Source organism: Nonomuraea sp. NPDC050733, from assembly GCF_040654215.1.
GTDB lineage: Bacteria > Actinomycetota > Actinomycetes > Streptosporangiales > Streptosporangiaceae > Nonomuraea.
In genome coordinates this window covers 1-26,497 of sequence record NZ_JBFAHO010000005.1, presented here as the reverse complement: position 1 = coordinate 26,497, position 26,497 = coordinate 1, and the positions used below count along the sequence as shown (strand labels likewise).

The 26,497-nt window shown below is 73.4% G+C and carries 25 protein-coding genes; 13 read left to right on the top strand and 12 right to left on the bottom strand.

The window, feature by feature from the left end; all coding sequences use genetic code 11:
- Positions 1–72 precede the first annotated feature (72 nt).
- Positions 73–1,359: a ribonuclease D gene (locus tag AB0H64_RS11885; RefSeq protein ID WP_357623032.1), complete on the bottom strand. Its 1,287-nt coding sequence runs from the start codon at positions 1,357–1,359 to the stop codon at positions 73–75.
- A gap of 45 nt (positions 1,360–1,404) precedes the next feature.
- Complete coding sequence (locus AB0H64_RS11880; protein WP_357623030.1) at positions 1,405–2,001, bottom strand: DUF3000 domain-containing protein; 597 nt, start codon at positions 1,999–2,001, stop codon at positions 1,405–1,407.
- 600 nt (positions 2,002–2,601) lie between these two features.
- On the opposite strand from AB0H64_RS11880, the gene hemE reads away from it, so the two are divergent.
- Positions 2,602–3,624: a uroporphyrinogen decarboxylase gene (hemE, locus tag AB0H64_RS11875; RefSeq protein ID WP_357623029.1), complete on the top strand. Its 1,023-nt coding sequence runs from the start codon at positions 2,602–2,604 to the stop codon at positions 3,622–3,624.
- A 48-nt stretch (positions 3,625–3,672) separates the two neighbouring features.
- Here the strand turns inward: hemE and AB0H64_RS11870 are convergent, their stop codons facing one another.
- A complete protein-coding gene (locus AB0H64_RS11870) occupies positions 3,673–4,806 on the bottom strand; it encodes a DUF4349 domain-containing protein (protein WP_357623027.1) in 1,134 nt (377 codons plus the stop codon).
- A 168-nt stretch (positions 4,807–4,974) separates the two neighbouring features.
- Here AB0H64_RS11870 and hemG point away from each other — a divergent pair, with 168 nt between their 5' ends.
- The 3 genes from hemG to AB0H64_RS11855 all read left to right on the top strand — a co-directional run bounded on the left by hemG (position 4,975) and on the right by AB0H64_RS11855 (position 8,736).
- The gene (gene hemG / locus AB0H64_RS11865; protein ID WP_357623026.1) at positions 4,975–6,381 is read left to right on the top strand and encodes a protoporphyrinogen oxidase; all 1,407 of its coding nucleotides are present in this window, start codon (positions 4,975–4,977) and stop codon (positions 6,379–6,381) included.
- A gap of 4 nt (positions 6,382–6,385) precedes the next feature.
- Positions 6,386–7,087 carry a hydrogen peroxide-dependent heme synthase gene (gene hemQ / locus AB0H64_RS11860; RefSeq protein ID WP_357623023.1) on the top strand — a complete coding sequence of 234 codons (702 nt, stop codon included), beginning with the start codon at positions 6,386–6,388 and terminating at the stop codon, positions 7,085–7,087.
- 1,085 nt (positions 7,088–8,172) lie between these two features.
- Positions 8,173–8,736, top strand: a complete 564-nt coding sequence (locus AB0H64_RS11855; RefSeq protein WP_357623022.1) for a hypothetical protein — start codon at positions 8,173–8,175, stop codon at positions 8,734–8,736.
- Positions 8,737–8,944: 208 nt separating this feature from the next.
- On the opposite strand, the gene msrB is transcribed toward AB0H64_RS11855, so the two are convergent.
- Complete coding sequence (gene msrB, locus AB0H64_RS11850; protein ID WP_310717156.1) at positions 8,945–9,346, bottom strand: peptide-methionine (R)-S-oxide reductase MsrB; 402 nt, start codon at positions 9,344–9,346, stop codon at positions 8,945–8,947.
- 379 nt (positions 9,347–9,725) lie between these two features.
- On the opposite strand from msrB, the gene ligD reads away from it, so the two are divergent.
- Positions 9,726–10,733, top strand: coding sequence for a non-homologous end-joining DNA ligase (gene ligD, locus AB0H64_RS11845; protein ID WP_357623020.1), 1,008 nt, complete (start codon positions 9,726–9,728; stop codon positions 10,731–10,733).
- 239 nt (positions 10,734–10,972) lie between these two features.
- On the opposite strand, the gene AB0H64_RS11840 is transcribed toward ligD, so the two are convergent.
- Together AB0H64_RS11840 and AB0H64_RS11835 are read right to left on the bottom strand one after the other, a co-directional pair.
- On the bottom strand, positions 10,973–11,887 hold the full coding sequence (locus tag AB0H64_RS11840) for a tetratricopeptide repeat protein (protein WP_357623018.1): 915 nt from the start codon (positions 11,885–11,887) through the stop codon (positions 10,973–10,975).
- Between the two features lie 18 nt (positions 11,888–11,905).
- Positions 11,906–13,345 (bottom strand): aldehyde dehydrogenase family protein, encoded by a 1,440-nt coding sequence (locus AB0H64_RS11835; RefSeq protein WP_357623016.1) that lies wholly within the window; start codon positions 13,343–13,345, stop codon positions 11,906–11,908.
- Positions 13,346–13,541: 196 nt separating this feature from the next.
- Between AB0H64_RS11835 and pgeF the strand changes: the two genes are divergently transcribed.
- Complete coding sequence (pgeF, locus tag AB0H64_RS11830; RefSeq protein WP_357623014.1) at positions 13,542–14,249, top strand: peptidoglycan editing factor PgeF; 708 nt, start codon at positions 13,542–13,544, stop codon at positions 14,247–14,249.
- Positions 14,250–14,342: 93 nt separating this feature from the next.
- Here the strand turns inward: pgeF and AB0H64_RS11825 are convergent, their stop codons facing one another.
- Positions 14,343–15,233, bottom strand: a complete 891-nt coding sequence (locus AB0H64_RS11825; RefSeq protein WP_357623012.1) for a maleylpyruvate isomerase family mycothiol-dependent enzyme — start codon at positions 15,231–15,233, stop codon at positions 14,343–14,345.
- Entirely contained in the window at positions 15,233–15,793 is a 561-nt protein-coding gene (locus AB0H64_RS11820) for a sigma-70 family RNA polymerase sigma factor (protein WP_357623011.1), read from the bottom strand. Before AB0H64_RS11820 ends, AB0H64_RS11825 begins: the two co-directional genes overlap by 1 nt.
- Positions 15,794–16,015: 222 nt before the next feature.
- On the opposite strand from AB0H64_RS11820, the gene AB0H64_RS11815 reads away from it, so the two are divergent.
- Both AB0H64_RS11815 and glgX read left to right on the top strand, forming a co-directional pair.
- Positions 16,016–16,441 carry an OsmC family protein gene (locus tag AB0H64_RS11815; RefSeq protein WP_357623009.1) on the top strand — a complete coding sequence of 142 codons (426 nt, stop codon included), beginning with the start codon at positions 16,016–16,018 and terminating at the stop codon, positions 16,439–16,441.
- Positions 16,442–16,500: 59 nt separating this feature from the next.
- Positions 16,501–18,624: a glycogen debranching protein GlgX gene (glgX, locus tag AB0H64_RS11810; RefSeq protein ID WP_357623007.1), complete on the top strand. Its 2,124-nt coding sequence runs from the start codon at positions 16,501–16,503 to the stop codon at positions 18,622–18,624.
- A 10-nt stretch (positions 18,625–18,634) separates the two neighbouring features.
- Here the strand turns inward: glgX and AB0H64_RS11805 are convergent, their stop codons facing one another.
- Positions 18,635–19,036 (bottom strand): hypothetical protein, encoded by a 402-nt coding sequence (locus tag AB0H64_RS11805; protein WP_357623005.1) that lies wholly within the window; start codon positions 19,034–19,036, stop codon positions 18,635–18,637.
- A 143-nt stretch (positions 19,037–19,179) separates the two neighbouring features.
- Between AB0H64_RS11805 and AB0H64_RS11800 the strand changes: the two genes are divergently transcribed.
- The 3 genes from AB0H64_RS11800 (at position 19,180) to AB0H64_RS11790 (ending at position 21,478) form a co-directional block, all read left to right on the top strand.
- Entirely contained in the window at positions 19,180–19,905 is a 726-nt protein-coding gene (locus AB0H64_RS11800; protein ID WP_357623003.1) for a pyrimidine reductase family protein, read from the top strand.
- A complete protein-coding gene (locus tag AB0H64_RS11795) occupies positions 19,898–21,073 on the top strand; it encodes an ATP-dependent DNA ligase (protein WP_357623002.1) in 1,176 nt (391 codons plus the stop codon). The genes AB0H64_RS11800 and AB0H64_RS11795 overlap by 8 nt, the downstream gene beginning before the upstream one ends.
- A gap of 63 nt (positions 21,074–21,136) precedes the next feature.
- Positions 21,137–21,478 carry a hypothetical protein gene (locus AB0H64_RS11790; RefSeq protein ID WP_357623000.1) on the top strand — a complete coding sequence of 114 codons (342 nt, stop codon included), beginning with the start codon at positions 21,137–21,139 and terminating at the stop codon, positions 21,476–21,478.
- A gap of 101 nt (positions 21,479–21,579) precedes the next feature.
- Here AB0H64_RS11790 and AB0H64_RS11785 read toward each other — a convergent pair whose 3' ends face one another.
- Entirely contained in the window at positions 21,580–22,941 is a 1,362-nt protein-coding gene (locus AB0H64_RS11785) for an ankyrin repeat domain-containing protein (RefSeq protein WP_357622998.1), read from the bottom strand.
- 45 nt (positions 22,942–22,986) lie between these two features.
- Positions 22,987–23,565, bottom strand: coding sequence for a TetR family transcriptional regulator (locus AB0H64_RS11780; RefSeq protein WP_357622996.1), 579 nt, complete (start codon positions 23,563–23,565; stop codon positions 22,987–22,989).
- 77 nt (positions 23,566–23,642) lie between these two features.
- On the opposite strand from AB0H64_RS11780, the gene AB0H64_RS11775 reads away from it, so the two are divergent.
- The gene (locus AB0H64_RS11775; protein WP_357622994.1) at positions 23,643–24,863 is read left to right on the top strand and encodes a cytochrome P450; all 1,221 of its coding nucleotides are present in this window, start codon (positions 23,643–23,645) and stop codon (positions 24,861–24,863) included.
- An 86-nt stretch (positions 24,864–24,949) separates the two neighbouring features.
- Complete coding sequence (locus AB0H64_RS11770; protein ID WP_357622992.1) at positions 24,950–25,654, top strand: DUF1707 domain-containing protein; 705 nt, start codon at positions 24,950–24,952, stop codon at positions 25,652–25,654.
- Between the two features lie 17 nt (positions 25,655–25,671).
- Here AB0H64_RS11770 and AB0H64_RS11765 read toward each other — a convergent pair whose 3' ends face one another.
- On the bottom strand, positions 25,672–26,391 hold the full coding sequence (locus AB0H64_RS11765) for a sirohydrochlorin chelatase (protein WP_357622990.1): 720 nt from the start codon (positions 26,389–26,391) through the stop codon (positions 25,672–25,674).
- Positions 26,392–26,497 lie beyond the last annotated feature (106 nt).

Sequence of the window (26,497 nt, the reverse complement as noted above, 5' to 3'; positions counted from 1 at the left end):
GGATCCTTTCACGGAAAGCGCTTTCCCGAACGGTAAGGCCGAGCCGCCGGAGGCGTCAAGTGCCGGTCGTGTCTAGAGCTCGCCCTTGGTCTCCAGCCTGGCCAGGGACCTGGCCAGCGGGTGGGCGGTGAGGGCGAGCTGCCAGTCGCGGGCGCCGAGCTCGCGCAGCCGCTCGGCCACGGTCTCGTCGGTGATCTGCTTCGGCGGCTCCCAGGTGAGCCTGCGCACGGCGTCGGGCTGCAGGAGGTTCTCCGTCGGCATGCGGTGCTCGTCGGCCAGCGCGGCGATCACGGCACGGGCCGCGGCCAGCCGCTTGGCGGCGGCCGGGTCGCGGTCGGGCCAGCGGTTGGCGGGCGGCGGGCCGTCGCCGGGCGTGCTCGGCTGCGGCAACTGCACGTCGGGCAGCGCGCGTGCCCGGCTGACCGCGCTCAGCCACTCGCTCATGTAGCGGCGGGCGCTGCGCCCGGTGAACGGGGCGATCTCGGTCAGCGCCTTCTTCGTGCGGGGCACGTCGAGGGCGGCGGCCACGATCGCCGAGTCGGGCAGGACCCGGCCGGGCGCCAGGTCGTTCTCGCGGGCGATCCGGTCGCGCATCAGCCACAGCTCGCGCACGATCGCCAGCGCGCGCACGTTGCGCACCTTGTGGATGCCGGACGTACGCCGCCACGGATCCGACCGGGGGACGGCGGGCGGCGTGCCGAGCACGGCGGCGAACTCCTCGCGCGCCCACTCCAGCTTGCCCGCCTCCTCCAGCTCGGCGTGCAGCACGTCGCGCAGCTCGACCAGCACCTCCACGTCGAGCGCGGCGTAGCGCAGCCAGTCTTCCGGCAGCGGCCTGGTGGACCAGTCGGCGGCCGAGTGACCCTTCTCCAGCCGCAGCCCGAGCACGGTCTCCACCATCGTGCCCAGCCCCACGCGCTCGTAGCCGAGCAGCCGGCCGGCCAGCTCGGTGTCGAACAGCGCGCGCGGCCGGAACCCGACCTCCAGCAGGCACGGCAGGTCCTGCGAGGCGGCGTGCAGCACGACCTCGGCGTCCGCCACCGCCGCGTCCAGGCCCGACAGGTCGGGGCAGGCGATCGGGTCGATCAGCGCGGTGCCCGCGCCGGCCCGGCGCGCCTGCACCAGGTAGGCGCGGTTGCCGTAGCGGTAACCCGAGGCGCGCTCGGCGTCGACGGCGACCGGGCCGCTGCCGCGCGCGAACGCGTCGACCACCCGGGCCAGCGTGGCCGCGTCCGCGACGACCGGCGGTATGCCCTCACGCGGCTCCAGCAGCGGCACGACCGGGCGCTCGCCCGTGTCCGCGCCGTCGGCCACGCTGTTGGCCGCTGGGCCGCTGTGCACGGTTCTTTCTTCTGTCATGAGTTCACCGCTCTCATGACGCGGATGACGTCTCGACTGGTGCCCTCACTTCGTACGGTCACTCTCCGGATCTTCGCGCCTGCGGGGCAGGGACGCCACATCGGGCGGCAGCGGCGGGATCCCCGCGGCCACGCACATGAGGTCGCACCAGGCGGCCACGTGACCGGAGAGGTCTTCCTGGGTGGGGGACCAGGACGCTCGCAGCTCCAGCTCGGTGGTGACCGGATCATCGGCCTTGTTGCCGAAGCCCTCGGACACCGCTCTTGTCACGGTACCGCCGGCCGCCGAGTAGTCGGCGTGGTGGGCGTCCAGGGCCTCCGTGAGCCAGCTCCAGGCGACCGGCCCGAGCAGCGGGTCGGAGGTGATCTCCGGCTCCATGTCGGCGCGCACGTAGGCCACCAGCCGGAACGGGCCGTCCCAGCCGCGCTGGCCGTCGGGGTCGTAGAGCAGGATCAGCCGGCCCACGGCCAGCTCGTCGTCGTCGCGGTAGACCGACGCGCCCACGGCGGCGGAGTAGGGGGCCAGCCGCTGCGGCGCGGGCAGGTCCTCCAGCTCGATCTCCGGCCTGACCTCGGCCGGGCGCAGGCTCTCGGCCGCGCGCCTGAACGCCGGGGGGGCCGGCGGCCGGTCACTCGAGGTCATGGTCGCAGCGTAGGCCGCAGCCTCGGGGAAGGGGACCACGGGGGTGCTCATCGTGCCTGCTCAACCCGCTGCCGCAACCCGCTGGCGGGCGGACGCGAACGGCACGGCGCGAGTCCCGTCACGAGTCGTGTCATGAGTCCCGTCATGGGTCCCGTCATGGGTCCGGGAGGGAGTCCCGGAACGAGCCGCGGTACGGGTCGCGGGAGCGGTCACAGGCCGTGGCACGGCACTGAGCACGGCGCCTGCGGCGGCGCCTGTCGTCGCACCTGTCATCGCAACGGGGCCTTTCTTCGGATCGTGGCTCCGACGTTGGCACGCCTGACCGACAATTCCCCGCAACGCGCTCGGCGTGTCCCGAAAGTGGATGCTGAATCGGTGCCGCGCGGTCGCTTGGCGAACATTTGGTCCAGTCAAGACCGGCTTTCTGGTCGCCCATGGGGTGTGTTCGACCCGCGTGAGCGCCGAGGGCCGGGTCGGCCGGTAAACCTCCATCCGACTATTCGATCATGATTTGGGGTGTTCAATGCATACTTTTCCGACACCTCGTGCCGATGCGGCGCCGATGAGGGGACCGGCGGGAGGTCATGGCACCCTTGGAAGGTGAATCTCGCCGACTCCGCGTTCCTGCGTGCCTGCCGCCGTCAACCCGTCCCGCACACCCCCGTCTGGTTCATGCGGCAGGCCGGCCGATCGCTGCCCGAGTACCTCAAGGCGCGCGAGGGCGTGCCGATGCTGACGGCGTGCGCCACCCCTGACCTCGCCGTCGAGATCACCATGCAGCCGGTCCGCCGCTACGGCGTCGACGCGGCCGTCTTCTTCAGCGACATCGTCGTGCCGCTCAGGGCCATCGGCGTCGACCTCGACATCAAGCCCGGCGTCGGCCCGGTCGTCGCCCAGCCGATCCGCGACGAGGCCGGCCTCTCCGCGCTCCGCCCGCTGGAGCCCGACGACGTCCCCTACGTCACCGAGGCCATCCGGGCGCTGACCGGCGAGCTGGGCGGCACGCCGCTCATCGGCTTCGCCGGCGCGCCGTTCACGCTCGGGTCCTACCTCATCGAGGGCGGCCCGTCCCGCCACCACGACCACACCAAGGCGATGATGTACGGCGAGCCGCGCCTGTGGCACGCGCTGATGGACCGCCTGGCCGGCATCGTGCTCGCCCACCTGCGCCTCCAGGTCGAGGCGGGCGCCTCGGCCGTCCAGCTCTTCGACTCCTGGGTGGGCGCGGTCGCCCCCGCCGACTACCGGGAGTACGTGCTGCCCTACACGCGCCGCATCTTCGAGGGCCTGGCCGACCTCGACGTGCCGCGCATCCACTTCGGCGTCGGCACCGGCGAGCTGCTGGGGCTGCTCGGCGAGGCGGGCGCCGACGTGGTGGGCGTCGACTGGCGGGTGCCGCTCGACGAGGCCGCCCGCCGGGTGGGCCCCGGCAAGGCGCTGCAGGGCAACCTCGACCCGGCCATCCTGCTGGCCCCGTGGGAGGTGGTCGAGCGCAAGGCCCGCGAGGTGCTGCGGGAGGGACGGCAGGCGGAGGGCCACGTGTTCAACCTCGGGCACGGCGTGCTGCCCTCCACCGACCCCGACCAGCTCAAGCGCCTCACCGACCTGGTCCACGAGGCCTGATCCCGCCCGGCCGCTTCGGCCGGCTGCCGCGACCGTGCGCGCCGGCTCTTACGGCTCCGTGGGCGCCGGGGGCTGGGCCCGCTCGGCGGCCTCGGCCGGTTCTGCGGTCTGGGTGTGCGGCTCATGCGGAGTCTGCGACCCCTGCGGATGCTCGGGTCCCTCCGGACGCTCCGGCCCTTGTGGACGCTCCGTTCCCTGCGGATGGCCTGGGCCCTGGGGACCCTGCGGACCTTGCGGGCCGTACGGGGCCGGTGGGAACGGCCGGGTCGGCGGGGCGGGCCGCCGGCGCGCGTTCCGGCGCGTCAGCCACACGATCAGCGCGGCCAGCGGCACTAGGATGAGCATCCAGGGCAGCACCACGCCCAGCACGGTCAGCGCCACCTTCACGAACGCCACCAGCCCCGACCACCCCTTGGCCAGCCCGCCGAGGAAGCCGGCGGGCTCCTCCGACGGCGGGGTCACGACCGCGACCGGTCCGACCACGGTCAGCGTGAGCGTGGCCATGCTCACCTGTCCCGCCAGCTCTTTCTGCTGGGCCTGCAACGACTCCAGGTCCGCCTCGCGGGTGGAGATCTCCCGCTCCACCTCCAGCACGTTGCCGATGGTGTCGGCCTTCTTCAGCAGCGTGCGCAGCGAGTCGAGCGCCTGCTGGGCCGACTTGATCCGGCTGTTGACGTCCGCCACCTGCGCGGTGACGTCCTCGGTGCCCTGGTTGAGCGAGATCTGCTCGCCCAGGTCCTTGCCCATGCTCGCGAGCACGTCGGCGTACCGCGCCGGCGGGATCTTGAACTCCAGCTCGGCCGAGCCCTCGCCGCCGTCGGACGAGCTGGACTGCTCCTTCGACAGGTAGCCGCCCGCGCCGCCGACGATCTGCTTGGCCTTCTGGGCCGCCGCCATGACCTCCTTGGCCCGTACCGTCATCCTCCCGACGTAGATGACCTGACGGTCCTGGGCGGTGACGGTGACGTCGGAGGCGATGTTCTTCCCCGCGGCGTCCTGGGCCGAGGGCTGACGCCGCGCCCTGGCGGTGGAGGCCTGCGGCGCCGAGGCGGGCGCTCCCGCCGACTCGCCGCGGGAGGCTGTGTGCAGCTCCGTCCCACCGCCGCCGCACCCCGTCAGGCCCGCTAAGAGCAGGGCCGCGCAGGCGGCCGACAGCGCCGTGCCGTACTGGAATCTCCTCATGCCCTTACGACGGACCAGGTGCTGGACGGGTTTGATCGGATCCGTCACGGTACGGTCACGTGCGGGTGTCGGCGGCCGGAGCGCACGCGACCCGGAACGCCGTGCCGGCCGCACGGGTCCACGCCCCGGACGGCCGGGCGGGCCGCGGAGACGGTAGCGTCTGGAGGCGTGGAAGGGAAACGGGCGCACGTGGTCGTCGTCGGGGGCGGGATCTCTGGTCTGGCCGCGGCGTGGCACCTCCGCCAGGCGGGCGGCGATCGGATCAGGGTGACGGTCCTCGAAGGCGGCCCGCGCATCGGCGGCAAGCTGCACGCCTCCGAGGTGGCCGGGGTCAGCGTGGACGCGGGAGCCGAGGCCGTGCTGGCCAGGCGGCCCGAGGGCACGGAGCTGGCCAAGGCGGTCGGTCTCGGCGACGACCTGGTCAGCCCCAGCTCCGCGCGGTCGTCCATCCTCAGCAGGGGCTCGCTGCGCCCCATGCCCAAGGGACAGGTCATGGGGGTGCCCGCCGACCTCGCCGAGCTGGCCAAGTCCGGCATCGTCTCGCCCGGCGGGCTGCTGCGGGTGCCGATGGACCAGATCCTGCCGCCCACCCTCGTCCGCACCGACGTGTCCGTCGCCGCCTACATCCGCGCCCGCATGGGCGGCGAGGTGCTCGAACGGCTCGTCGAGCCGCTGCTCGGCGGCGTCTACGCGGGCCGCTCCGACCGGCTGTCGCTGGAGGCCACGATGCCCCGGGTGGCCGCCGCCGCCCGCTCCGAGCGTTCGCTGCTGAGCGCCGCCCGGCAGATCGTCCAGGAGGCGCCCAGCGCCGGCGGACCGGTGTTCGCCACGCTGCGCGGCAGCCTCGGCAGCCTGCCCGAGGCGGTCGCCAAGGCGTCGGAGGCCGAGATCCGCACCGGGGTGACCGTGCGAGAGCTGCACCGCACCGCCGAGGGGTGGCGGCTGGTGACCGGCCCCGTGCCCAGGCCCGAGGTGATCGAGGCCGACGCCGTGATCGTCGCCACGCCCGCCCCCTCCGCCGCCCGGCTGCTCAAGAGCGAGGCGCCCAAGGCGTCGGCCGAGCTGTCGCGCATCGAGTACGCCAGCATGGCCATCGTCACGCTCGCCTACGCCGCCGAGGCGTTCCCCGAGCCGCCCGGTGAGAGCGGCTACCTCGTGCCGCCCGTCGAGGGCAGGCCGGTCAAGGCCGTCACGTTCAGCTCCGTCAAGTGGCCCCACCTGGCCGCCGACGGCCTCGTGCGGCTGCGCTGTTCCATCGGCCGGGTCGGCGAGGAGCACCTGCTCCAGCGCGACGACACCGAGCTGGTGGCCCTCGCGATGGCCGAGATGGCCGGCGTCATGGGCGTGCGCGGGCTGCCGATCGACACCCGCGTCACCCGCTGGGGCGGCTCCCTGCCGCAGTACAACGTGGGCCACCTCGACCGCGTGGCGCGGGTGCGCGCCGCCGTCGCCGTGCTGCCGGGGCTCGCCGTGTGCGGGGCCGCCTACGACGGGCTGGGCGTCCCCGCCTGTGTCGCCACGGCCCGCACGGCCGCCGCCCGGATTCTGGACCACCTGTCGCTGCGGGGAGAATAGGGGCATGACAGAGGGCGCACCGCGGCTCAAGGCCCGCGATCTCAACCAGGTGATCCGCTACACGATGTGGTCCGTCTTCCGGGCGACCGGGCCGCTGCCCGCCGACCGCGAGAGTCTCGGCGCGGAGGTCGACGAGCTGCTGGAGCAGGCGGCGCTCAAGGACGTGGTCACCCGCGGCCTCTACGACGTGGCCGGGTTCCGCGCCGACGCCGACTACATGTTCTGGTGGCACGCCCCCACCTCCGACGACCTGCAGGACGTCTACTCCCGCTTCCGCCGCACGGCCCTGGGCCGCCACAGCGAGCCCGTCTGGTCCGCCATGGCGCTGCACCGGCCGGCCGAGTTCAACAAGTCGCACATCCCGGCCTTCCTCGCCGAGGAGGAGCCCCGGGCGTACGTGAGCGTCTACCCGTTCGTGCGCTCCCTGGAGTGGTACCTCCTGGAGGACTCCGAGCGGCGCGCCATGCTGGCCGAGCACGGGCGCATGGCCCGCGAGTACCCCGACGTCCGGGCCAACACGGTCGCCTGCTTCTCGCTCAACGACTACGAGTGGATGCTCGCCTTCGAGGCCGACGAGCTGCACCGGATCGTCGACCTCATGCGCGAGCTGCGCGGCGCCCAGGCCCGCCGGCACACCCGTCTGGAGATCCCCTTCTACACCGGCGCCCGCAAGCCGGTGACCGAGCTGGTCGCCGCCCTGCCGTAGAACGGTCAAAGGGAAGTCCGCGATCCCTCCGCATTGATCTACCTGCTCAGTCACACTCAGTGGTGACGGCGGGTTGTCACGTTCCAGGGGGGAGCATCGTGACCGCGGACTCGAGCAGGCACGGCAGGCATCCGTACGGTGACGGTCCGTGGGAGGACTTCCCGTACGGGCTCATGCCGGAGGACTTCCCGTACGGGGACGACGAGGCGGTGGCCCGCGCCTGGGAGCACCTCACCCTGGGCTGGCAGGAAGCCGCCGGTCGGGCCGCCCCGGACGGCGGCGCGGACGGCGGCCCGGACGGCGGCGTGCACGGTGTCCCGGACGGCGGCGCGCACGACGTTCCTCACGGTGGGTCGCACGGTGGTGCGCAGGAGGGGCCGCGCGAAGCCGGGCCGGGGCCGGACGGTGAGGCGGGGCGGCACGAGCGGCCGGCCACCGGCCGCGTCGGCGCGCGTGTCGCGGGCCGGCTCTCCCGGCGTGCGGCGGGCCGGGCCTCCCGGCGGATCGCCGACCGCATCTGCAGGAGGATCGCCGAGCTGGGACCCCGAGGACGCGGGATGCACGCGGGCGACGGCGACGAGTGGACCTCCGGCCATGACGAGTACGCGGCCGGCGGAAGGCCTGCGGCCGCCGGTGGGCATGCGGCTCGCGGTGGCCACGCGGCCGATCGGGGAGGGCGGCCGGAGCGGCGGCACGCGCGGGTGCCCGAGTCGTGGATGCGACGGAGTGCGGCGCACAAGGCGTGGCTCGTGTGGGTGTCGGCCGGCTCGGTGGTGCTTGCGGGCGGGGTGACGCTGCTCGGTGGCGGTCCCCTCGGCGGGACGTTCTCCGTGACTGGATCGGCCGGAACGACCGGATTAGGCGGATCGGGGGGATCGGCTGGATCGGTTGGATCGAAGGGAGCGGCTGGATCGGCGGGATCGGCCGGAGCGGCAGGATCGGCGGAATCGGCGGAATCGGCCGAGTCGGAGGGACTGGCTGGATCGGGTGAATCCGGGAGGTCGGCTGGTTCGTCCAGCGAGGCCGTCGAGGTCGGAGAGGCTGGAGAGGCTGACGGGAGCGACAGGGGCGGTGGGGACGACGGCGTGACCCGTACCGAGGTACGGGCCAAGGGTGTCACCCCCGGCGCCGTACAGCCGCCGACCGACCCGACGCCCCGCTCGACGACCGATCCGGCGGCTGACTCCACCCTCCGGTCCACGACCGACCCCACGCCCCGGTCCGTACCCCGACCAAGTGGTGGCTCGGGGGCGCCGGTCGGGCGCTCGGGTGACAGCGGGGCCGGGGCCGGGACCGGGGCGAGGGGTGCCACTGGAGCGGCCGGAACGTCGCAGGGCGCCGAGCTCACCGCGGTCGAGTACTTCCGCGCCCGTTGGGGCTCCGGGGACAGTGCGATGCGCCACGTCAGGGATGTCCGCACCATCGGTGGATATCTGCGTATCTACACGGATCTGCCGGAGTCGGCGGCCAACTCCGCCGACGCCCTGACCCTCTGCCGGCGCGGCCTGGAGTACCTCCGCCGGGACGGCGCCGCGCACCCCGTGGTGTTCGTCCAGGCGAGGTTCGGCGAGAACGGAAACCCCGTGCTCGCCAACATCCTCGGCCCCGCCGACACGAGCTGCCGCGTCACGCACCCGGACCCCGGCTGACCCTGACCGGCCCCGGCGTGCCGAAGGGCGGACGCTCGTGGTCGATACAGCTAGCGGACGCGGACGCGGGTCTTCCAGCACAGCCGGCAGCGCTGCGTGATGATCCGGCCGATCGCCTCGACCGTCACCCACCGGTGACGAAGATGCACAAGGCTCACCTGGCGCTCCTACCCCTGGTGACCGGCCGGTACGCGCTGTCGCCGACCGTTCACTCCTTGGGGAGGAGCCGCAGCGAGACGGAGTTGATGCAGTAGCGGTCGTCGGTCGGCGTGGGATAGCCCTCGCCGTGGAAGACGTGGCCGAGATGGGAGTCGCAGCGGGCGCAGCGCACCTCGGTGCGGACCATGCCGAGGGTGCGGTCCTCGATCAGCCGCACCGCGTCCGACTCCGACGGCTCGAAGAAGCTCGGCCACCCGCAGTGCGACTCGAACTTCGTGTCCGACCGGAACAGCTCGGCGCCGCACGCGCGGCAGGAGTACACGCCCTCGGTCTTGGTGTCGACGTACTCCCCGGTGAACGGCCGCTCGGTGCCGGCCTCGCGGAGTACGTGGAACTCCTCCGGGGAGAGCTCGACCCGCCACTCGGCATCGCTCTTGACCACCTTGTCCATGTATCCAGCGTACGAGATGTGGCAAAAAGAGATCTCCGTCGGGGGAAGCATCCCTTCTGGGGGAAATTCGCGTCTTTGTAGGCAAGGAGGCGTCATCGCCTCCTGCTCAGGGTGGGATCACTCGCCGGATCGCCCCAGCGGCACAGCCCACGCCCGTGCTGGCGCCGCGCGGGGGCGGTCCGCGGATCGTCCGGGTGGCGCGCCAGCGCCCGTGCGAGCCGCGTAGGCGGGTGGTCTTCAGGTCCGTCCCGTCGAGCCCTCGGTCCGCCACCGAGGCGCGCTCCGGGACGGACCCACCCACCCGAGCCCCGCCCGATGCCCGCCCGATGCCCGCCCTGGGTTCCTGGGATTGTCGGTCGTGCGGGGTAGGTTCGGGGGCATGGCATCGCCGTTCATAGAGCTCGAGGTAGGGGAGCGGACCGTCAAGGTCACGAACCCCGACAAGGTGTACTTTCCGGAGATCGGCGTCACCAAGCGCGAGCTGGTCGAGTACTACGTGAGTGTCGGGGACGGCGTGCTGCGGGCGCTGCGGGACCGCCCGACCAATCTCAAGCGCCATCCCGACGGCATCCACACCGAGGCCATCTACCAGAAGCGCATGCCGCCCAAGCACCCCGACTGGCTGGAGACCGTGACGGTCACCTTCCCCAGCGGGCGCAAGGCCGACTCGCTGCGGGTCACCGAGGTCGCCGCCGTCGCGTACTGCGCCAACCTCGGCACGGTCGACTTCCACCCGTGGCAGGTGCGCGCGGCCGACGTGGAGCATCCTGACGAGCTGCGCATCGACCTCGACCCGCAGCCGGGGCTCGGGTTCGACGCGGCGCGCCGGGCCGCGTTCCTGACCCGCGAGGTGCTCGCCGACCTCGGCATGACGGGGTTCGTGAAGACCTCGGGCAACCGCGGCGCGCACATCGCGGTCCGCATCGAGCCGCGCTGGGACTTCGTCGAGGTGCGGCACGCGGGCATCGCCCTCGCGCGGGCCGTGGAGGAGCGCGCTCCCGACCTGGTGACCACCGCGTGGTGGAAGGAGGAGCGAGGCGAGCGGGTGTTCGTGGACTTCAACCAGAACGCCCGGGACCGCACGGTGGTCAGCGCCTACTCGGTGCGGGCCAAGCCCACCGGGCCCGTCTCGGCACCGCTCACCTGGGAGGAGCTGGAGGACGCCGACCCGGCCGACTTCGACATCCGCACGATGCCGGCCCGCTTCGCCAAGGTGGGCGACGTGCACGCGGCCATCGACGACCGGGCGTACTCCATCGAGCCTCTCCTGGAGCGCTACGCGGAAGACAGCCGGGGCGACATGCCCTATCCGCCGAACTATCCGAAGATGCCCGGCGAGCCGCGGCGCGTGCAGCCCAGCAAAGCCCGTCCGGACGGGGACGTCTGAGGGGTCCCGCGCTCGCCGTCCCGCACGGCCGGCCCCCTCCGATCGCCGGGGCGTTCGGCTCCACCGGCCGTGCGGCCTTTCCGCCGTGCCCGGAGTGCGGGCACGTGCCTGGAACGTAACCCCGCGTCCAACGTCATGGAGGTTCGCCTGGGTTGAAAGAACTTCTACCGAGGAGGGCAATCCTTGTCCGCTTGGTGGAGGATTCTTCCACCTGGTGGTGCAGGAGCCCTCGAAGTGGTTCAGGAGTCCCCGAACTCCAGCCGCAGCGCCCGGGTGAAGTCCGCGACCGCCTCCTCGTGGCGGTCCAGGTCCTGGAGGACCTCGCCGCGCACCCGGTACGCCCAGACGTACTCCGGGTCCAGCTCGATGGCCCGGTCGAGGTCACGCACGGCCGCCTCGTCGTCGCCCAGCTCGCTCAGCACCGCGCCCCGGCTGCCCAGCGCCCGGTCGTTGTCCGGGTCCAGCTCGATCGCGCCGTTCAGGTCGGCCAGGGCCTCGTCGTAGCGGTCGATCATGCGGTACGCCTCGCCGCGCCTGCTGAGCGCCCGCACGTAGCCCGGGTCCACCCCCAGGGCCCGGGTGTAGTCGTCGATGGCCTCGGCGTACAGGTTGACCCGCTGGTACAACTCCGCCCTCGCCAGCCACGGGTACGCCTGGCCCTCGTTGAGCGCGATGATGCGGGCGTGCACGTCCAGCGCCTCATCCAGCCGGCCCAGGTCGGCCAGGGCGTCCGCCTTGCCCTCCAGGACCCAGAACGACTCGGGCGTCAGCGTCAGCGCGTGGTCGAAGTCGGTCAGCGCCTCCTCCAGCCGGCCCAGCGCCGCGTACACCTGGCCGCGCGAGCCCAGGGCGTACGCGCTGTCGGGCTCCAGGCGCAGCGACTGGTCGAAGTCCGACAGCGCCGCGTCGTACCGCTCGATCAGCCGGTGGCTCTCACCCCGCAGCCGCCACGCGCGGGCGCTGTCCGGCGCCAGGGCGATCGCCTCGGTCAGGTCCGCGATGGCCGCGTCGTAGCGTGACAGCGCCACGTACGACTCGGCCCGGCTGCGCAGCACGGACGCCCGCGACTGCGCGGCCTCTTCCGACAGCGCCGGCAGGGCGGACGCGCCGGCGGGTTCGTCGCCGATCTCCTCGCTGATGATCCCCTCGCTCATGGCCGGGAATCTATCTGACTAAATCTGAATGATGGCAGCCTTTTCCCGGGTGTACTCCAGGACGCCGTCGTGCCCGTAGCCGCTGTCCTTCACGCCGCCGAACGGCAGCCCGGGCGGCATCTGCCGGAACGTGTTCACCCACACCGTCCCGGTCCGCAGGTCTCGCACGAACCGGTGCGCCCGTCCCAGGTCACGCGTCCAGACGCCGGCCGCCAGCCCGTACGGGGAGTCGTTGGCGATCCGCAGCGCCTCCTCGTCCGTCTCGAACGGGATCGCCACCGCGACCGGCCCGAAGATCTCCTCCTGGCAGACGCGCAGCCCGTTGTCGCTCGTCGTGTACAGCGTGGGCGACACCCAGTAGCCGCCGGGCAGGTGCGGCACCACCTCGGCGCCCCGCCGCCCGCCGAAGACCAGCTCGGCGCCTTCCTTCTCGGCCAGGTCCAGGTACGACGTGACCCGCTCGTACTGCCCGCGCGACACGATCGGCCCCATCGTGGTGTCCAGGTCGAGCGGGTCGTCGAGCACCAGCCCGGCGGCCAGGCGCTCCATCCGCTCCAGCATCTCGTCCCAGACCGACCGGTGGATCAGCATCCGGGAGCCGGCCACGCAGACCTGTCCCGCGTTGCCCGTGTAGACGGAGTTCACCGTGAGGCCCAGGGCGGCGGCGTCGAGGTCGGCGTCGGGGAAGACGATGTTCGGCGACTTGCCGCCCAGCTCGAACGTCATCGGCTTGAGTGTGTCCGCCGAGGCCCTGGTGATGACCCGGGCGGTCTCCGTCGAGCCGGTCAGGCTGATCTTGTGCACGCCGCGGTGCCGTACCAGGGCGTCGCCGACCTCCTCGCCCACGCCGCTGACGATGTTGAGCACGCCGGGCGGGAGCACCTCGGCCAGCAGCTCGCCCAGTCGCAGCACCGACACGCTCGCCTGCTCGGCGGGCTTGACGATCACCGTGTTGCCCGCAGCCAGGGCGTAGGCGGCCTTGGCGGAGAAGGTGGAGATGGGGGAGTTCCACGGGATGACGCACAGGGCGACGCCGTACGGCTCCCGCCGGGTCATCCCGAGCGCGTCGGGGCCCAGGATGACGGTGTCGCCCTTGACGGCGTCCAGGCACTGGCCGGCGGCGAGCTGCCACAGGTGCGCCATGCCGGGCAGGTCCTTGGTGAGGGTGTCGCGCAGGATCCGGCCGTTGTCGGTGGTCTCCAGCCGGGCCAGCTCGTCGGCGTGCTCGGTGAAGACGGCGCCGACCTGCCGCAGGACGTGCGCGCGGGCCAGGGCGGGCAGGGCCGACCAGCGGGGGAACGCCTTCCCCGCCGCCTCGACGGCCGCCTCGGCGTCCTGCGGGCCGCTCGCGGGGACGCGGGCCCACACCTCCCCGGTGGCGGGATTGACGGAGTCCATGGTCCGGCCGCCGGCCGCCGGGACCAGCCGGCCGCCGATCAGGTTGCGATAGTCGGTCACGTCACCAAGCATATGCTTGCTTGCCAAGCGAGAGCCAGCGAGAGCCAGCGAGAGCCGAGCGAGGGTCGAGGGTCGGGCGGATGCCCGCGAGAGCCGGCGAGCGGCGGCGGAGGGGCGGCGACGCCTGCGAGGGTCTGCGGGGCCGGTGTGGGCCGGCGGCCCGGGAGCGGGCCCGGCTCCCCCTAGGATCAAGGGCATGGAGCTGGCCCCGGGTGTCCACGTCGCCGTCACCGACCGTCACGGGGGCGTGAGCACGCCGCCGTACGGGTCGCGCAACCTCGGCGGCCTGGTGGGCGACGATCCCGCGGCCGTCCGCGCCAACCGCGAGGGCGTCGCCGCCGAGCTGGGCGTGCGGGCCGTGGTGTTCATGCGTCAGGTGCACGGCGCCGACGTCGCGTACGTGAGCGAGCCGTTCGGCGACGACCCGCCCCCGCTGGACGGCGTCTTCACCACCGAGCCGCGCCTCGCCCTGGCCGCGCTCGGCGCCGACTGCCCGGCGGTGCTCGTGGGCGACCCCGTGGCGCGGATGGTGGGCGCCGCCCATTCCGGCCGCCCCGGCACCGAGCTGGGCGTGGCCGCGGCGCTGGTCGAGGCCATGGCCGCCAAGGGCGCGTCGCCGGAGCGGATGGCGGCGCTCGTCGGGCCGGGCGCGTGCGGCCGGTGCTACGAGGTGCCCGCCGAGCTGCGCGAGCGGGTCGCCGCCCGGGTGCCGGAGACCTGGTCCACGACGTCCTGGGACACTCCCGCCCTCGACCTGCGCGCCGGCATCGAGGCCCAGCTCCGCGCGGCGGGCGTCGCGGACGTCCGCCACGACGCGCGCTGCACGATCGAGTCCGAGGAGCTCTACTCGCACCGCAGGGAGCAGCCCGGCGGGCGCTTCGCCGGCCTCGTCTGGCTGGCCTAGCGGCATCGGGCCCGTCGGGGCCGGCGCGGCGGCTCAGGGCCTGTCGAGGGCCGGTGCGGCGGCTCAGGGCCTGCCGGAGTCGTTCGCGGCGGCTCAGGGGCCCGACAGGGCGGGAGCGGTGCGCAGCACGTCGCGGGCCAGCCCCAGGTCGCCCTCCAGCTCCGCCGCGAACGACTCCGGGTCGCCCCGCCCGCCCAGCAGGAAGCAGAACTCCACCACGTCGGCCGTGATCCGCGCCTCCGGCTCCCGCGCCCCGGTGCCGGCCGGTCCGAGGGGAACGTGCCACTCGCCGCCGCCCGGCCCCGTGAGCGTGAGGTGGACCGCCCGGCCGCCGCCGTCGAGCCCCGACACCAGCATCGTCAACGGCAGCAGCCGCGCGCACAGGTCGGCCGCCGGGTGGATGTGCTCCGGCACCGGGTGCGGCAGCCGCAGCCGGGCCGCCCTCGCGGCGTCGTCGGCGTGGATCCAGGTCTCCAGGGCGCGGGCGAGCACGTGGTCGCGCACCGCGAACTCCACGCTGTCGAGCGTCGCCGGCGTCCCCGGCGGGAGGGACGCCAGGTGCCGGCAGAGCGCGTCGGCCTGGGCCCGCCAGTCGCGCCGCGTCTGCTCCGGGCTGCGGGCCCGCTCGTGCGCCTGCACGTCCGCCGTACGGCCCAGCGAGTCGGAGGCCGTGATCGGCGGCCCGAGGACCGGGGCGCCCACCGAGGCGGCGAGCAGCCCGTCCTTGGCGGCGAGATGGGCGACGAGCTCCTGAAGGGTCCAGCCCTCCACGACGACCCGCGACCAGTCGTCCTCACCGGCCGAGGCGAGCAGCGCGTCCATGGCCGCCACCCGGCCCGCGTACGGCTCGGCCCAGCCGGCGGTCGGGGCCGCCGGGCGGCGCCGGGCACGCGCGCCGGCGAGCAGTTGCGGACGCAGGGAGGCGGCCGGCACCTCCGCGTCCTCCATCAGCGCGTCCAGGTAGAGACGATCGACGGGTTCCATCACACCTCCTCCTCCGCCAGCGCGTCGGCCAGGCGCCGCAGCGCCAGCCTGATCCGCGACTTGGCCGTGCCCTCCGGCACGCCCAGCTCCTCGGCCACCTGCCGGTAGGTCCTGCCCCCGTAGTAGGCGAGCTCCACCGCGTGCCGCAGGCCGTCGGGCAACGCCGTCACCGCCTGCCGTACCCGCCGGGCCTCGTCGGCGGCGAGCACCGTGTCCTCCAGCCGCGCGGGCGGCGGCTCGAACATCCGCGGGCCGAGCGTGGACACGCGGCGCCGCTCCTCGGCCCGCACGTGGTCCACGGCACGGCGGTGGGCGATCGTGGCCAGCCACGCCCGCAGCGGGCCCCGGCCGGGATCGTAGGCGAGGGGGCGCTCCCAGAAGACCAGGAACACCTCCTGCGTGATGTCCTCGGCGATCACCCGGTCCCTGGTGACCCGCAGCGCCAGACCGAAGAGCAGCGAGGACAGGCGGTCGTACACCTCCCCGAGTGCGGCCTCGTCGCCGCCGACCACCCGCTGGTGCAGCAGGTGGTCGTCGTACGGCGCGTCCACTGGCACCACGCTCCCGATGACGGCTCCCGTTGGTCCGGACGAAGGCGGCGGGCGCGCCGCGACCCGAGCATGCCATTGTTCGCCGCGGATGTTGAGCCCGGATGAACCGGCGCGGCCCCGGTCCGCCCGGACTTCGCGTGGAGGCCCAGGTCCGGTCCGGACAGCGGCCGGACGAGGGTGTCCGGGCTCACGATAGGGTCGAAGTCCGACTGACCAGAGGGAGGAACCGTCATGGCCACCACCCGCACCGCCACCACGCAGTGGAAGGGCGCCCTGCTCGACGGCTCGGGCACCGTGTCGCTCGACACGTCCGGCGTCGGCACGTTCGAGGTCTCCTGGGCGTCACGCGCCGAGGCGGCCAACGGCAAGACCTCGCCCGAGGAGCTCATCGCCGCGGCCCACTCCTCGTGCTTCTCGATGGCGCTCTCCCACGGCCTGGCCGGCGCCGGCACGCCGCCCGAGTCGCTGCGCACCAGCGCCGACGTGACCTTCCAGCCGGGCGAGGGCATCACCGGCATCGTCCTCACCGTGCAGGGCCAGGTGCCGGGCATCACGGCCGAGCAGTTCCAGGAGGCCGCCGAGACCGCCAAGGCCAACTGCCCGGTGAGCAAGGCGCTGACCGGCACGACGATCACGTTGAACGCGCAGCTCCTCTAGCGAGATCGTGATCGCGGTCGCCCTGGTGTGATCGCGATCGCGTGGGACAATTGAGTCACATGCGAGATGTCTGGCCGGGCGAGCCGTATCCACTCGGCGCCACCTGGGACGGCGTGGGCACCGGATTCTCGGTGTTCTCCGAGGTGGCCGAGCGGGTCGAGCTCAGCCTCTTTCACGATGACGGCTCCGAGGAACGCGTCGACCTGCCGGAGGTCGACGGGTTCGTCTGGCATGCCTACTTTCCCGGCATCGTGCCGGGACAGCGCTACGGCTACCGCGTCCACGGGCCCTACGAGCCCTCCCGCGGCCACCGGTGCAACCCCGCCAAGCTGCTGCTCGACCCGTACGCCAAGGCCATCGACGGTGACCTGACGTGGAACGAGTCGCTGTTCTCGTACGAGTTCACCGACCCGGCACGGCTCAACCTGGCCGACAGCGCGCCGTACATGCCGAAGAACGTGGTGGTCAACCCGTTCTTCGAGTGGGGCAACGACCGGCCGCCGCACACCCCGTACCACCAGACGGTGATCTACGAGGCGCACGTGCGCGGCCTGACCATGCGGCACCCGGCGGTGCCCGAGGCGCTGCGCGGCACCTACGCGGGCGTGGGGCACCCCGCGATCATCGACCACCTGCTGTCGCTCGGGGTGACGGCGGTCGAGCTGATGCCGGTCCACCACTTCATGCCCGAGCACTTCCTCGTGGCCAGGGGGCTGACCAACTACTGGGGCTACAACACGATGGCCTATCTCGCCCCCCACGGCGGCTACTCCAGCTCCGGCACGCGCGGCGAGCAGGTGCTGGAGTTCAAGGCCATGGTGCGGGCGCTGCACGAGGCGGGCATCGAGGTGATCCTCGACGTGGTCTACAACCACACCGCCGAGGGCGACCACATGGGCCCGACGCTCGGCTTCCGGGGCCTCGACAACTCCGCCTACTACCGGCTGCACGACGGCGACCGCCGCTACTACCTCGACTACACCGGCTGCGGCAACTCCCTCAACGTCCGCTCGCCGCACGCGCTCCAACTGATCATGGACTCCCTGCGCTACTGGGTGCTGGAGATGCACGTCGACGGCTTCCGGTTCGACCTGGCCTCGGCGCTGGCCCGGGAGCTGCACGACGTCGACCGGCTGAGCGCCTTCTTCGACCTCATCCAGCAGGACCCGGTGATCTCGCAGGTCAAGCTCATCGCCGAGCCGTGGGACGTCGGCCCCGGCGGCTACCAGGTCGGCAACTTCCCGCCCCTGTGGACCGAGTGGAACGGCAAGTACCGCGACATCGTGCGCGACTTCTGGCGGGGCACGCACTCGGCGCTGCCCGAGTTCGCCTCGCGGCTGACCGGCTCGGCCGACCTGTACGCCACCTCCGGGCGCCGGCCCGTGGCCTCCATCAACTTCGTCACCTGCCACGACGGGTTCACACTCGCCGACCTCGTCTCGTACGACCGCAAGCACAACCTCGCCAACGGCGAGGACAACCGGGACGGCACCGACGACAACCGCTCCTGGAACTGCGGCGCCGAGGGCCCGGTCGAGGACCCGGAGATCGTCCGGCTCCGCCACCGCCAGCGGCGCAACTTCCTGACCACGCTGTTCCTGTCGCAGGGCGTGCCGATGCTGTCCCACGGCGACGAGCTGGGCCGCACCCAGCGCGGCAACAACAACGCCTACTGCCAGGACAACGAGATCGCCTGGATCGACTGGTCGCTCCTGCACACCGAGAACGACCTGCTGGAGTTCGTCCGGACGCTGTCGCGGCTGCGGCGCGAGCACCCGGTCTTCCAGCGGCGCCGCTTCTTCCACGGCCGCAACCCCGAGAACGGCCGGCGCGACCTGGTGTGGCTCACCCCCGGCGGAGCGGAGATGACCGCCGGCGACTGGCACACCGGCTACGCCAAGTCGCTGGGGGTCTACCTCAACGGCGAGGCCATCACCGAGCCGGGGACGCGCGGCGAGCGCATCGTGGACGACTCGTTCCTGCTGCTCATCAACGCCCACCACGAGGACATGACGTTCACGCTGCCGGGCGAGGAGTTCGGCCCGGCCTGGCTGCCGGTGCTCGACACCAACCACGACACCCGCCAGGACGAGCCGTTCCCGGACGAGCGGTGGCAGCCGGGCGCGCTGGTGGCCGTCACCTCCCGCTCCATCCAGGTGCTGCGCCAGCCGCGCGCGTCCTGACCCACGCGGGTCATCCGCCGGTGAGGGCCGCGGCGACGAGCGCCAGCGCGAACGTGACCACGCCGCCGAGGCCGTGCAGCGCCACGGCCAGCACGGGGAAGCGGCGCTCGGCGCCCCGGGCGTGCCGCCCCCCGCCGAGCCAGCGGGTGAACATGGTGAAGCCCAGCAGCGCCGCCACCGCCAGCACCCCGAACGCCGTCCACGCCAGCGCCCTGACGCCCGTCACCAGGTGGGCCACCCAGCAGGCCAGCGCCGCCGTGGCGAGCACGGGATGGGAGAAGATCAACGTCACCGGGAAGCGGGTCACCTTGGTGGCCTGCTGTCTCAGGCCGCCGCCCGAGAGCCACAGGTAGAGCAGATAGATGCCCACGATCGCGGTGCACGTCCACGTCACGGCTGTGGCCAGCCCCACCCGGGCCTCCTTCGGTCACCGATCCCAGACGACACGTTAGGCGCATCACTCCATGTATGCCATTGGTTACCGCAAAGTGCTGTGTCTACGGGCAAAGGTTGCCGTCGCGGCGGGTTGTCGGAGGCGTGTGCCAAGGTAGAGGAGTGCGTCGCATCTACCCGGACATACAGGACGAACCACCCATCGAGCAGGCGTACGCCTATCCGGCCGGCCGGCCGTGGCTGCGCGTCAACATGGTCGCCAGCGCGGACGGCGCGGCCTGGATGAACGGCCTGTCGGGCGGGCTGTCGAGCAAGGCCGACCGGCGGATCTTCGGCGTGCTGCGAGGGCTCGCCGACGTGGTCGTCGCCGGCGCCGCCACCGTGCGCGCCGAGGGCTACGGCCCCGCCCGGCCGCGCGAGTCGTGGCGGGCGCTGCGCGAGGGCCGGCCCGAGGCGCCGCCCGTCGCGGTGGTCAGCCGCAGCCTCGACCTCGACTTCGGCGGCCCGCTGTTCGCCGAGGCGATCGTCCCGACGATCGTCGTCACCTGCGCCTCCGCGCCGGCCGACCGCCTGGCCGCCGCCAAGGCCGTCGCCGACGTGGTGGTCGCCGGGGACGACGTGGTCGACCTGGAGGCGGCGGTGCGGGGGCTGCACGAGCGCGGGCTGACCCGGGTGCTGTGCGAGGGCGGGCCACGGCTCAACGCCCAGCTCGCCGCGGCCGGGGTGCTCGACGAGCTCTGCCTGACGATCAGTCCGCTGCTGCTCGGCGGGGGCGCGGCGCGCATCCTGAACGGCGAGGCGGCGCAGGTCGGCCTCGTCCTCAGTCAGCTGCTGGAGGAGGACGGCGTCCTGTTCTGCCGGTACACGAGGGAGCCGAACCATGTCTGACCCCATCGACCCGACCTCCGCCGAGCCTGAGGGGGCTCCGGGGCCCGAGGTCGAGCCGGAGCCGGTGCCCGACCTGCCGGTCCGCCCGCCCCTGGCGCCCATGCTGGCCAAGCCCGTCAAGGCCATGCCCAAGCAGGACGGCACCCTCTTCTACGAGCCCAAGTGGGACGGCTTCCGCTGCATCGTCTACCGCGACGGCGACGAGGTCTACCTCGGCAGCCGCAACGAGCGGCCGTTCACCCGCTACTTCCCCGAGCTGGTCGAGGCCGTCAAGGCCGAGCTGCCCGAGCGGGTCGTGGTCGACGGCGAGATCGTGCTGCCGCGCGGCTCCCAGCTCGACTTCGACGCCCTCCAGCAGCGCATCCACCCGGCCGCCTCGCGGGTCAAGATGCTGTCGGAGGAGACGCCGGCCGCGTTCGTCGCCTTCGACCTGCTGGCGCTCGGCGACGAGTCGTACCTCGACCTGCCCTTCTCCGAGCGCCGCGCCCGGCTGGAGGGCATCTTCGGCAAGGCCGGCCACTCGGTGCGGCTCACGCCCGTCACGCGCGACGACGGGCAGGCGGGGGACTGGTTCGAGATGTTCGAGGGTGCGGGGCTCGACGGCATCATCGTCAAGCCCGGCGACCAGCCGTACGTCCCGGACAAGCGCACCATGTTCAAGGTCAAGCACGAGCGCACCGCCGACGTGGTGGTGGCCGGCTACCGCGAGCACAAGACCGGCCCGATCGTCGGCTCGCTCCTGCTCGGCCTCTACGGGCCCGACGGGCGGCTGCACCACGTGGGCGTGGCGGCATCGTTCCCGATGGCGCGCCGGGCCGAGCTGGTGGAGGAGCTCAAGCCGTACGTCGCCGACCTCGGCGAGCACCCCTGGGGCCACTGGGCCGAGCAGGCGGTGGCCGGTGCCGGCCGGCCGGCCGCCGGACCGGCGACGGGCGGGCAGCGGGTGCCCGGCGCGATCTCGCGGTGGAGCGCGAAGAAGGACCTGTCGTTCATCCCGCTCCGGCCCGAGCTGGTCATCGAGGTGGCCTACGACCAGATGGAGGGCGACCGGTTCCGGCACACCGCCCACTGGCGCCGCCCGCGGCCCGACCGCACCCCCGAGTCGTGCACGTACGAGCAGCTGGAGCGGCCGGTCTCCTACAACCTGGACGACATCCTGGCCCGCTGAGCAACCCGTCCGTGCTCATGCTGTGCCTTGCCGGGGCGGCCAGGACACGCTATATCTCGACACATGAGCACCGGTGATGAGCTCCGAGCCGCTGTGTCCGCCCGTCGCGACCTCGGCCCCGACTACGAGGACGCGCTCGTCGAGTCCTTCCTCGACAAGATGGGCCAGGAGGTCGACCGGCGGGTGGACGAGCGCCTCGCCGCCGCCCCGAGGGCCAAGGACCTCGCCAGGCAGTCGAGGGCGGCCGACGGGAAGCGGCTCGCCCTGGCGATCGTCTCGCTGGCCCTGGGCACGTTGGCGACGATCGCGCTGAGCGTCGGGAACGTCTCCGGGTGGGTCATCCCGGTGATCTGGTTCGCCATCGTCGCCGTCAACGGCATCTTCGCCACCGAACGCCGCCCCTGACGGTCGCCGGACCTCAAAACCGGACCTCAGGGCCGGGCTCCAGGGCCGGGCTCCAGGGCCGGACGTCCCTGACGCCCGGCCCCGGAGTCCCGTGCCCGGTGTCAGGAGTCGGGGGTCAGCTTGGCGCGGGCCTCCGTGACGAGGTCCCGGGCGTAGTCGTCGTCGCTCTCGGCCAGCACCCGCTCGACGCCCCGTGCCCCTCGGGCGTCCCCGCGCTCCGCCAGCCCGCGCGTGGCCTCGGCGACCGTGCGCAGGTCAGTGTCGTCCAGCCGGGCGGCCAGCGCCTCGCGGATCTCCGGCGTGTCGGCGGCCAGACCGGCCAGCCCCGAGGTGGCCCAGTCGCGCACCTCGTCGTCGGCGTCGCCGGTCATCGAGATCAGCACGGCCAGCCCCTCGGCGTGGTCGGGCGGCAGCACGTCGGCCAGCGCGATCGCGTCCGTCATCGTCCGTTGGTGTCCCTCCCGGCCGATGATGCCGAGCACCTGCGGCAGCGCGCGCGGGTCGCCCTGGTGGCCGAGTGCCGACAGCACCGACCGCAGCACCTGCGGGTTGCTCTCGGTGGTGGCCATCCGCTGGAGCAGCGGCAGCGTCCGCTCCAGGTACGGCTTGCCCTCCTCGGTCACCCCGAACTGGGCGATCGCGTCCACGCCGAACTCCCGCTCCCGGGCGTCCTCGCTGGCGCACAGCCTGGCCAGCGCCTCGTACGTCTCGTCGTCGCCCCGTCGCGCCAGCGAGTCGGCCACGATCCACCAGGTCTCGGCGTCCTCGTCCGTGTCGCGGTGCGCCAGCGCGCGCGCCACCAGCCGGTCGACCGGGGTGTGCGCCCCGGTGGCGTCCTCCAGCAGCGTGACGATGGCCGCGTGCCCACGCTGGGCCTGGACCTGCTCGGTCTCCGAGCCGTCGGCGGAGCGGCCCGCCACGGTCACCAGCTCGGTGCCGTCCTTGGCGAACTGCCTGGCCACCACGTACTCCCAGTCGTCCTGCCCGATCTGGTCGAGCAGCGCGCTCTCCAGGTGCACGCCCACCCAGTCGGCCGCCACGTCGAGCGGGGTGTCGCCGTCGCCGTCGAACTTCTGCGGGTCGGCCCCGCCGCTCAGCAGCACCTGCACCACGCCGAGCGCGCCCCGCCGGGCGGCCAGCGTGAGGGGCGTGTCACCGTCGTCGTTGGCGGCGTCGACCTCGGCCCCGGCCTCCAGCAGCAGCCCGGCCGTGTCGGCGTGGCCGTTGGCCGCCGCCCACAGCAGCGCCGTCCAGCCGCCGGCCTCCCGCCCGTTGACGTCGGCTCCGGCGGCCAGCAGCGCCTGGGCGGCCTCGACCCGGTCCCAGGCGGCGGCCGCGCACAGCGGCAGGCCCTCGTCCTCTCCCTCGCTCGGCCGGTTGGGGTCGGCGCCCCCGGCGAGCAGCTCGCTCACGGTCTCCGACTCGCCGTTCAACGCGGCCCGGTAGAGCTTCTCCTCATGCATGCAAGGGACACTAGCCCAGCTCAGCCCCCGCCCCGGCCGGTGCCGTCACATGCGCAGGCCCGACTCCAGATGCGCCAGCGCCTCGTCGAGCTCGGCGGGCCCGTCCAGGGACGGGTCCCGCGCCCACTGGAGCCAGACCAGGGTCACGACCCCGAAGACCGCCCCCATGGCGTTGCGCAGGCGCGGATCGTCCGCGTCGTGGCCCGTCCTGTCGGCCAGCAGCTCCCCGACCTCCCGCAGGAAGCCGGACGCCTTGCGCAGGTTGGCCGCCACCAGCTCCGGCACGGTCGCCGCGAACACCTCCCGTGCGTGCCCCGCCGCGATCTCCTCGGCGGTCAGGGAGGCGAACGCCGTGCGGAACGCGCCACGCAGCACGGTGACCGGCGCGCCCGGCGGCTGCGCGGCCAGCGCCTCGACGAGCGGAGGAAACCGGTCGAGTGTGACCAGGTCCTCCTTCGCCGGGAAATAGCGGAAGAAGGTGGCGGGGGAGACCTCGGCGGCCTCGGCGATCTGCTCGGTGGTGGTGGCGTGGTAGCCGCGCTCCCGGAAGAGCCTGAACGCCTCGCGCAGGATCGCCTCCCTGGTCCTGGCCTTCTTGCGCTCGCGTAGCCCGCCGTTCTCCATGTGCTCATTCTGCCGTACAGAAAAGTGATGGTGTACTCTCAAAAGATAGTCTGCCCCCAGTTTCAGGAGACGATCCGATGAGCGACCAGAACGCCGGGACGCCGGTGACCCTGCCCACCCGGCGTGACCCCCGATGCCCGTTCGCGCCGCCCCCCGAGCTGGAGCGGTACCGCGACCGTGGGCCGTTGACCCGCCTGGCCTTCCCCGACGGGCACGTCGGATGGCTGGTCACCGGCTACGGCCTCGCCAGGGCGGTCCTGTCGGACCCGCGCTTCACCGCCCGGCCGGAGCTCCGGCACTCGCCGCTGCCCCGCCCGAACGTCCGCCCCGGCGGTCACGACGCGCCTGCCGCGCCCGGCTGGTTCCCCGCCATGGACGCGCCCGAGCACACCCGGTACCGGCGCCTGCTCGTCGGCCGGTTCACCGTCCGCCGGATGAGGCGCCTCGAACCGCGCGTCGCCCGGATCGTCGCCGACCGGCTGGAGGCCATGGCCGCGGCCGGGCCGCCCGCCGACCTCGTACGGGCGTTCGCGCTGCCCGTCCCCTCCCTGGTGATCTGCGAACTGCTCGGCGTCCCCTACCGCGACCACGCCTTCTTCGAGGACCTGACCACCGTGATCGTGGACATGGACAACAGCACGGCGCGGGCCCTGACCGCGATGGGCGACCTGGCCGGCTACCTGGGCGAGCTGGTCCGGCACAAGCGCGCCCACCCGGCCGACGACCTGCTCGGCGGGCTGATCGCCGAGAGCGACCTGAGCGACGAGGAGCTGACCAACATCGCCCTGCTGCTCCTGGTCGCCGGACACGAGACCACCGCCAACATGCTCGCCCTGGGCGTCTACGCCCTCCTGCGGCACCCCGGGCAGCTCGACGCCTTCCGCGGCGACCCCACGCTCACCGACGGCGCGGTGGAGGAGCTGCTGCGCCACCTCAGCGTCGTCCACCTGGGCGCGCCCAACCGCGCCGCTCTGGAGGACGTCGAGCTGGGCGGCACGCTCGTCCGCGAGGGCGAGACCGTGGTCGTCGCACTGCCCGCGGTCAACCGCGACCCGGGGCGCTTCGCCGACCCGGACGTCCTGCGGCTCGACCGGGCCGAGGCCAGGCACCACCTGGCCTTCGGGCACGGCGTCCACCAGTGCCTGGGGCAGCAGCTCGCCCGGATCGAGATGCGCATCGGTTACCGCGCGCTGTTCGAGCGCTTTCCCGCGCTGCGTCTGGCGGTCCCGGAGGAGGAGGTCCCGCTGCGCGAGAGCGCGATGGTCTACGGGGTGTGGCGGCTTCCGGTCACCTGGTGAGGGTGCTCCGAAATGAGCAGGGCGTGGGCCGCGGTTCCTCCCGCGGAAGGAGGAAACGGACCCGGAAACGCGATATGTTGCGTCTTATGACTGACCCTGGCGAGGTCCGCGCGTCCGACGCGGAGCGCGAGGCCGTCGTGGAGCAACTGCGCGTGGCCTCCGTGGAGGGCCGGCTCTCGCTGGCCGAGCTGACCGACCGCACCGAGGCCGCCTACACCGCCTCCACGCAAGCCGAGCTGGTCCTGCTCACCCAGGACCTGCCGGCCGCCGGGCCCGGGGCGTTCCCGGCCGCCCAGCACGGGCCCGGACCGGGGCCCGAGCGCAGGCGGCGCTGGTTCGTGGGCGTGCTGGGCGACACCAAGCGGCGCGGTGCCTGGCGGATCGACCAGGAGCTGGGCGCGGTGGCCGTCATGGGGGACGTGCTGCTCGACCTGCGCGAGGCCGAGGTACGCACCGGCGCGGTGGACATCATGGCCGTCTCGGTGATGGGCGACGTGAAGATCATCGTCCCCGACGGGGTCCACGTGGACCTCGACGGGATGGCGGTCATGGGCGACAAGCGCGTGGACGTGCTGGAGGCGGCCCCGGGCATGAACGTGCCGGTGGTCCGGGTCCGCGCGTACGCGGTCATGGGCGACGTGAAGGTGCTCGGCGACTCCCGGGCCCAGCCGCTGAAGCGGGGCCTGGCGGCCTGGCGCGAGCAGTGGCGGCGGCTGCACGGCGACGACTGGCGCGACGGCCACCGCCGCCTCCACGGCGACGAGGACCGCCGGGGCCTCCACGGTCACTGACGACGGGACAACCGCGGCTAGGAGGCCGCGGCTCCCACGGGGACGCGCAGGGCGGCGTCGTAGCGCTCCAGGAGCACCCGCGCCACCTCGGGCGCGGGGCCCAGCACGTCCGCCACGACGTCGGCGCCCGCGGCGAGCGCCGCCCGCCGGACCTTGTCGGCGAACAGGCCAGGAGCCAGCAGGTACGGCGCGACGGCCACCCGGGGCGCGCCCGCCTCGCGCAGCAGCGCGACCGCCTGCTCCGGCGTCGGGGACGCGGCCGACGCGTACGCCGGCACGGCGGCCCACCAGCCGCCGTCACGCGCCCAGGCCCCGGCCATGCGGGCGACCACGGCGTTGGCACGGGCGTCGCTGGAGCCGGCCGACACGAGTACCACGGCCGTGCCGGGGTCGCGCGGAGCCACCCCCGCCTCGGCCAGCCGCCGCTCCAGCGCCGCCATCAGCAGCGGGTGCGGCCCCAGCGTGGCGCCGTAGCGGACGCGCAGCCGCGCGTCGCGCGCCCGCGCCTCGCTCAGCGCCGCCGGCAGGTCCACCCGCGAGTGGTACGCCTCCGTCAGCAGCAGCGGCAGCACCACGGCCTCGTCCAGCCCGCCCAGCGCCTGACCGAGGCTCGGCGCGGCGTGGTCGAGGTAGGCCGTGCGCACCGGCAGACCCGGGCGGGCCCGCCGGACCTCGTCCAGGAGCGCCTCCACGACCGCCGCGGCACGCGGGTCGCGGGAGCCGTGCGCGACCGCCACCAGAGGCGGGTCCTGGTCGGGGGCGCCCGCGCGCGGGGGGGCACCGCGGGGGGGTGCTCGCGCGCATCGCGGGCGAGCCGGCCGCGGGCTCCTCCGGCTGAGCCTT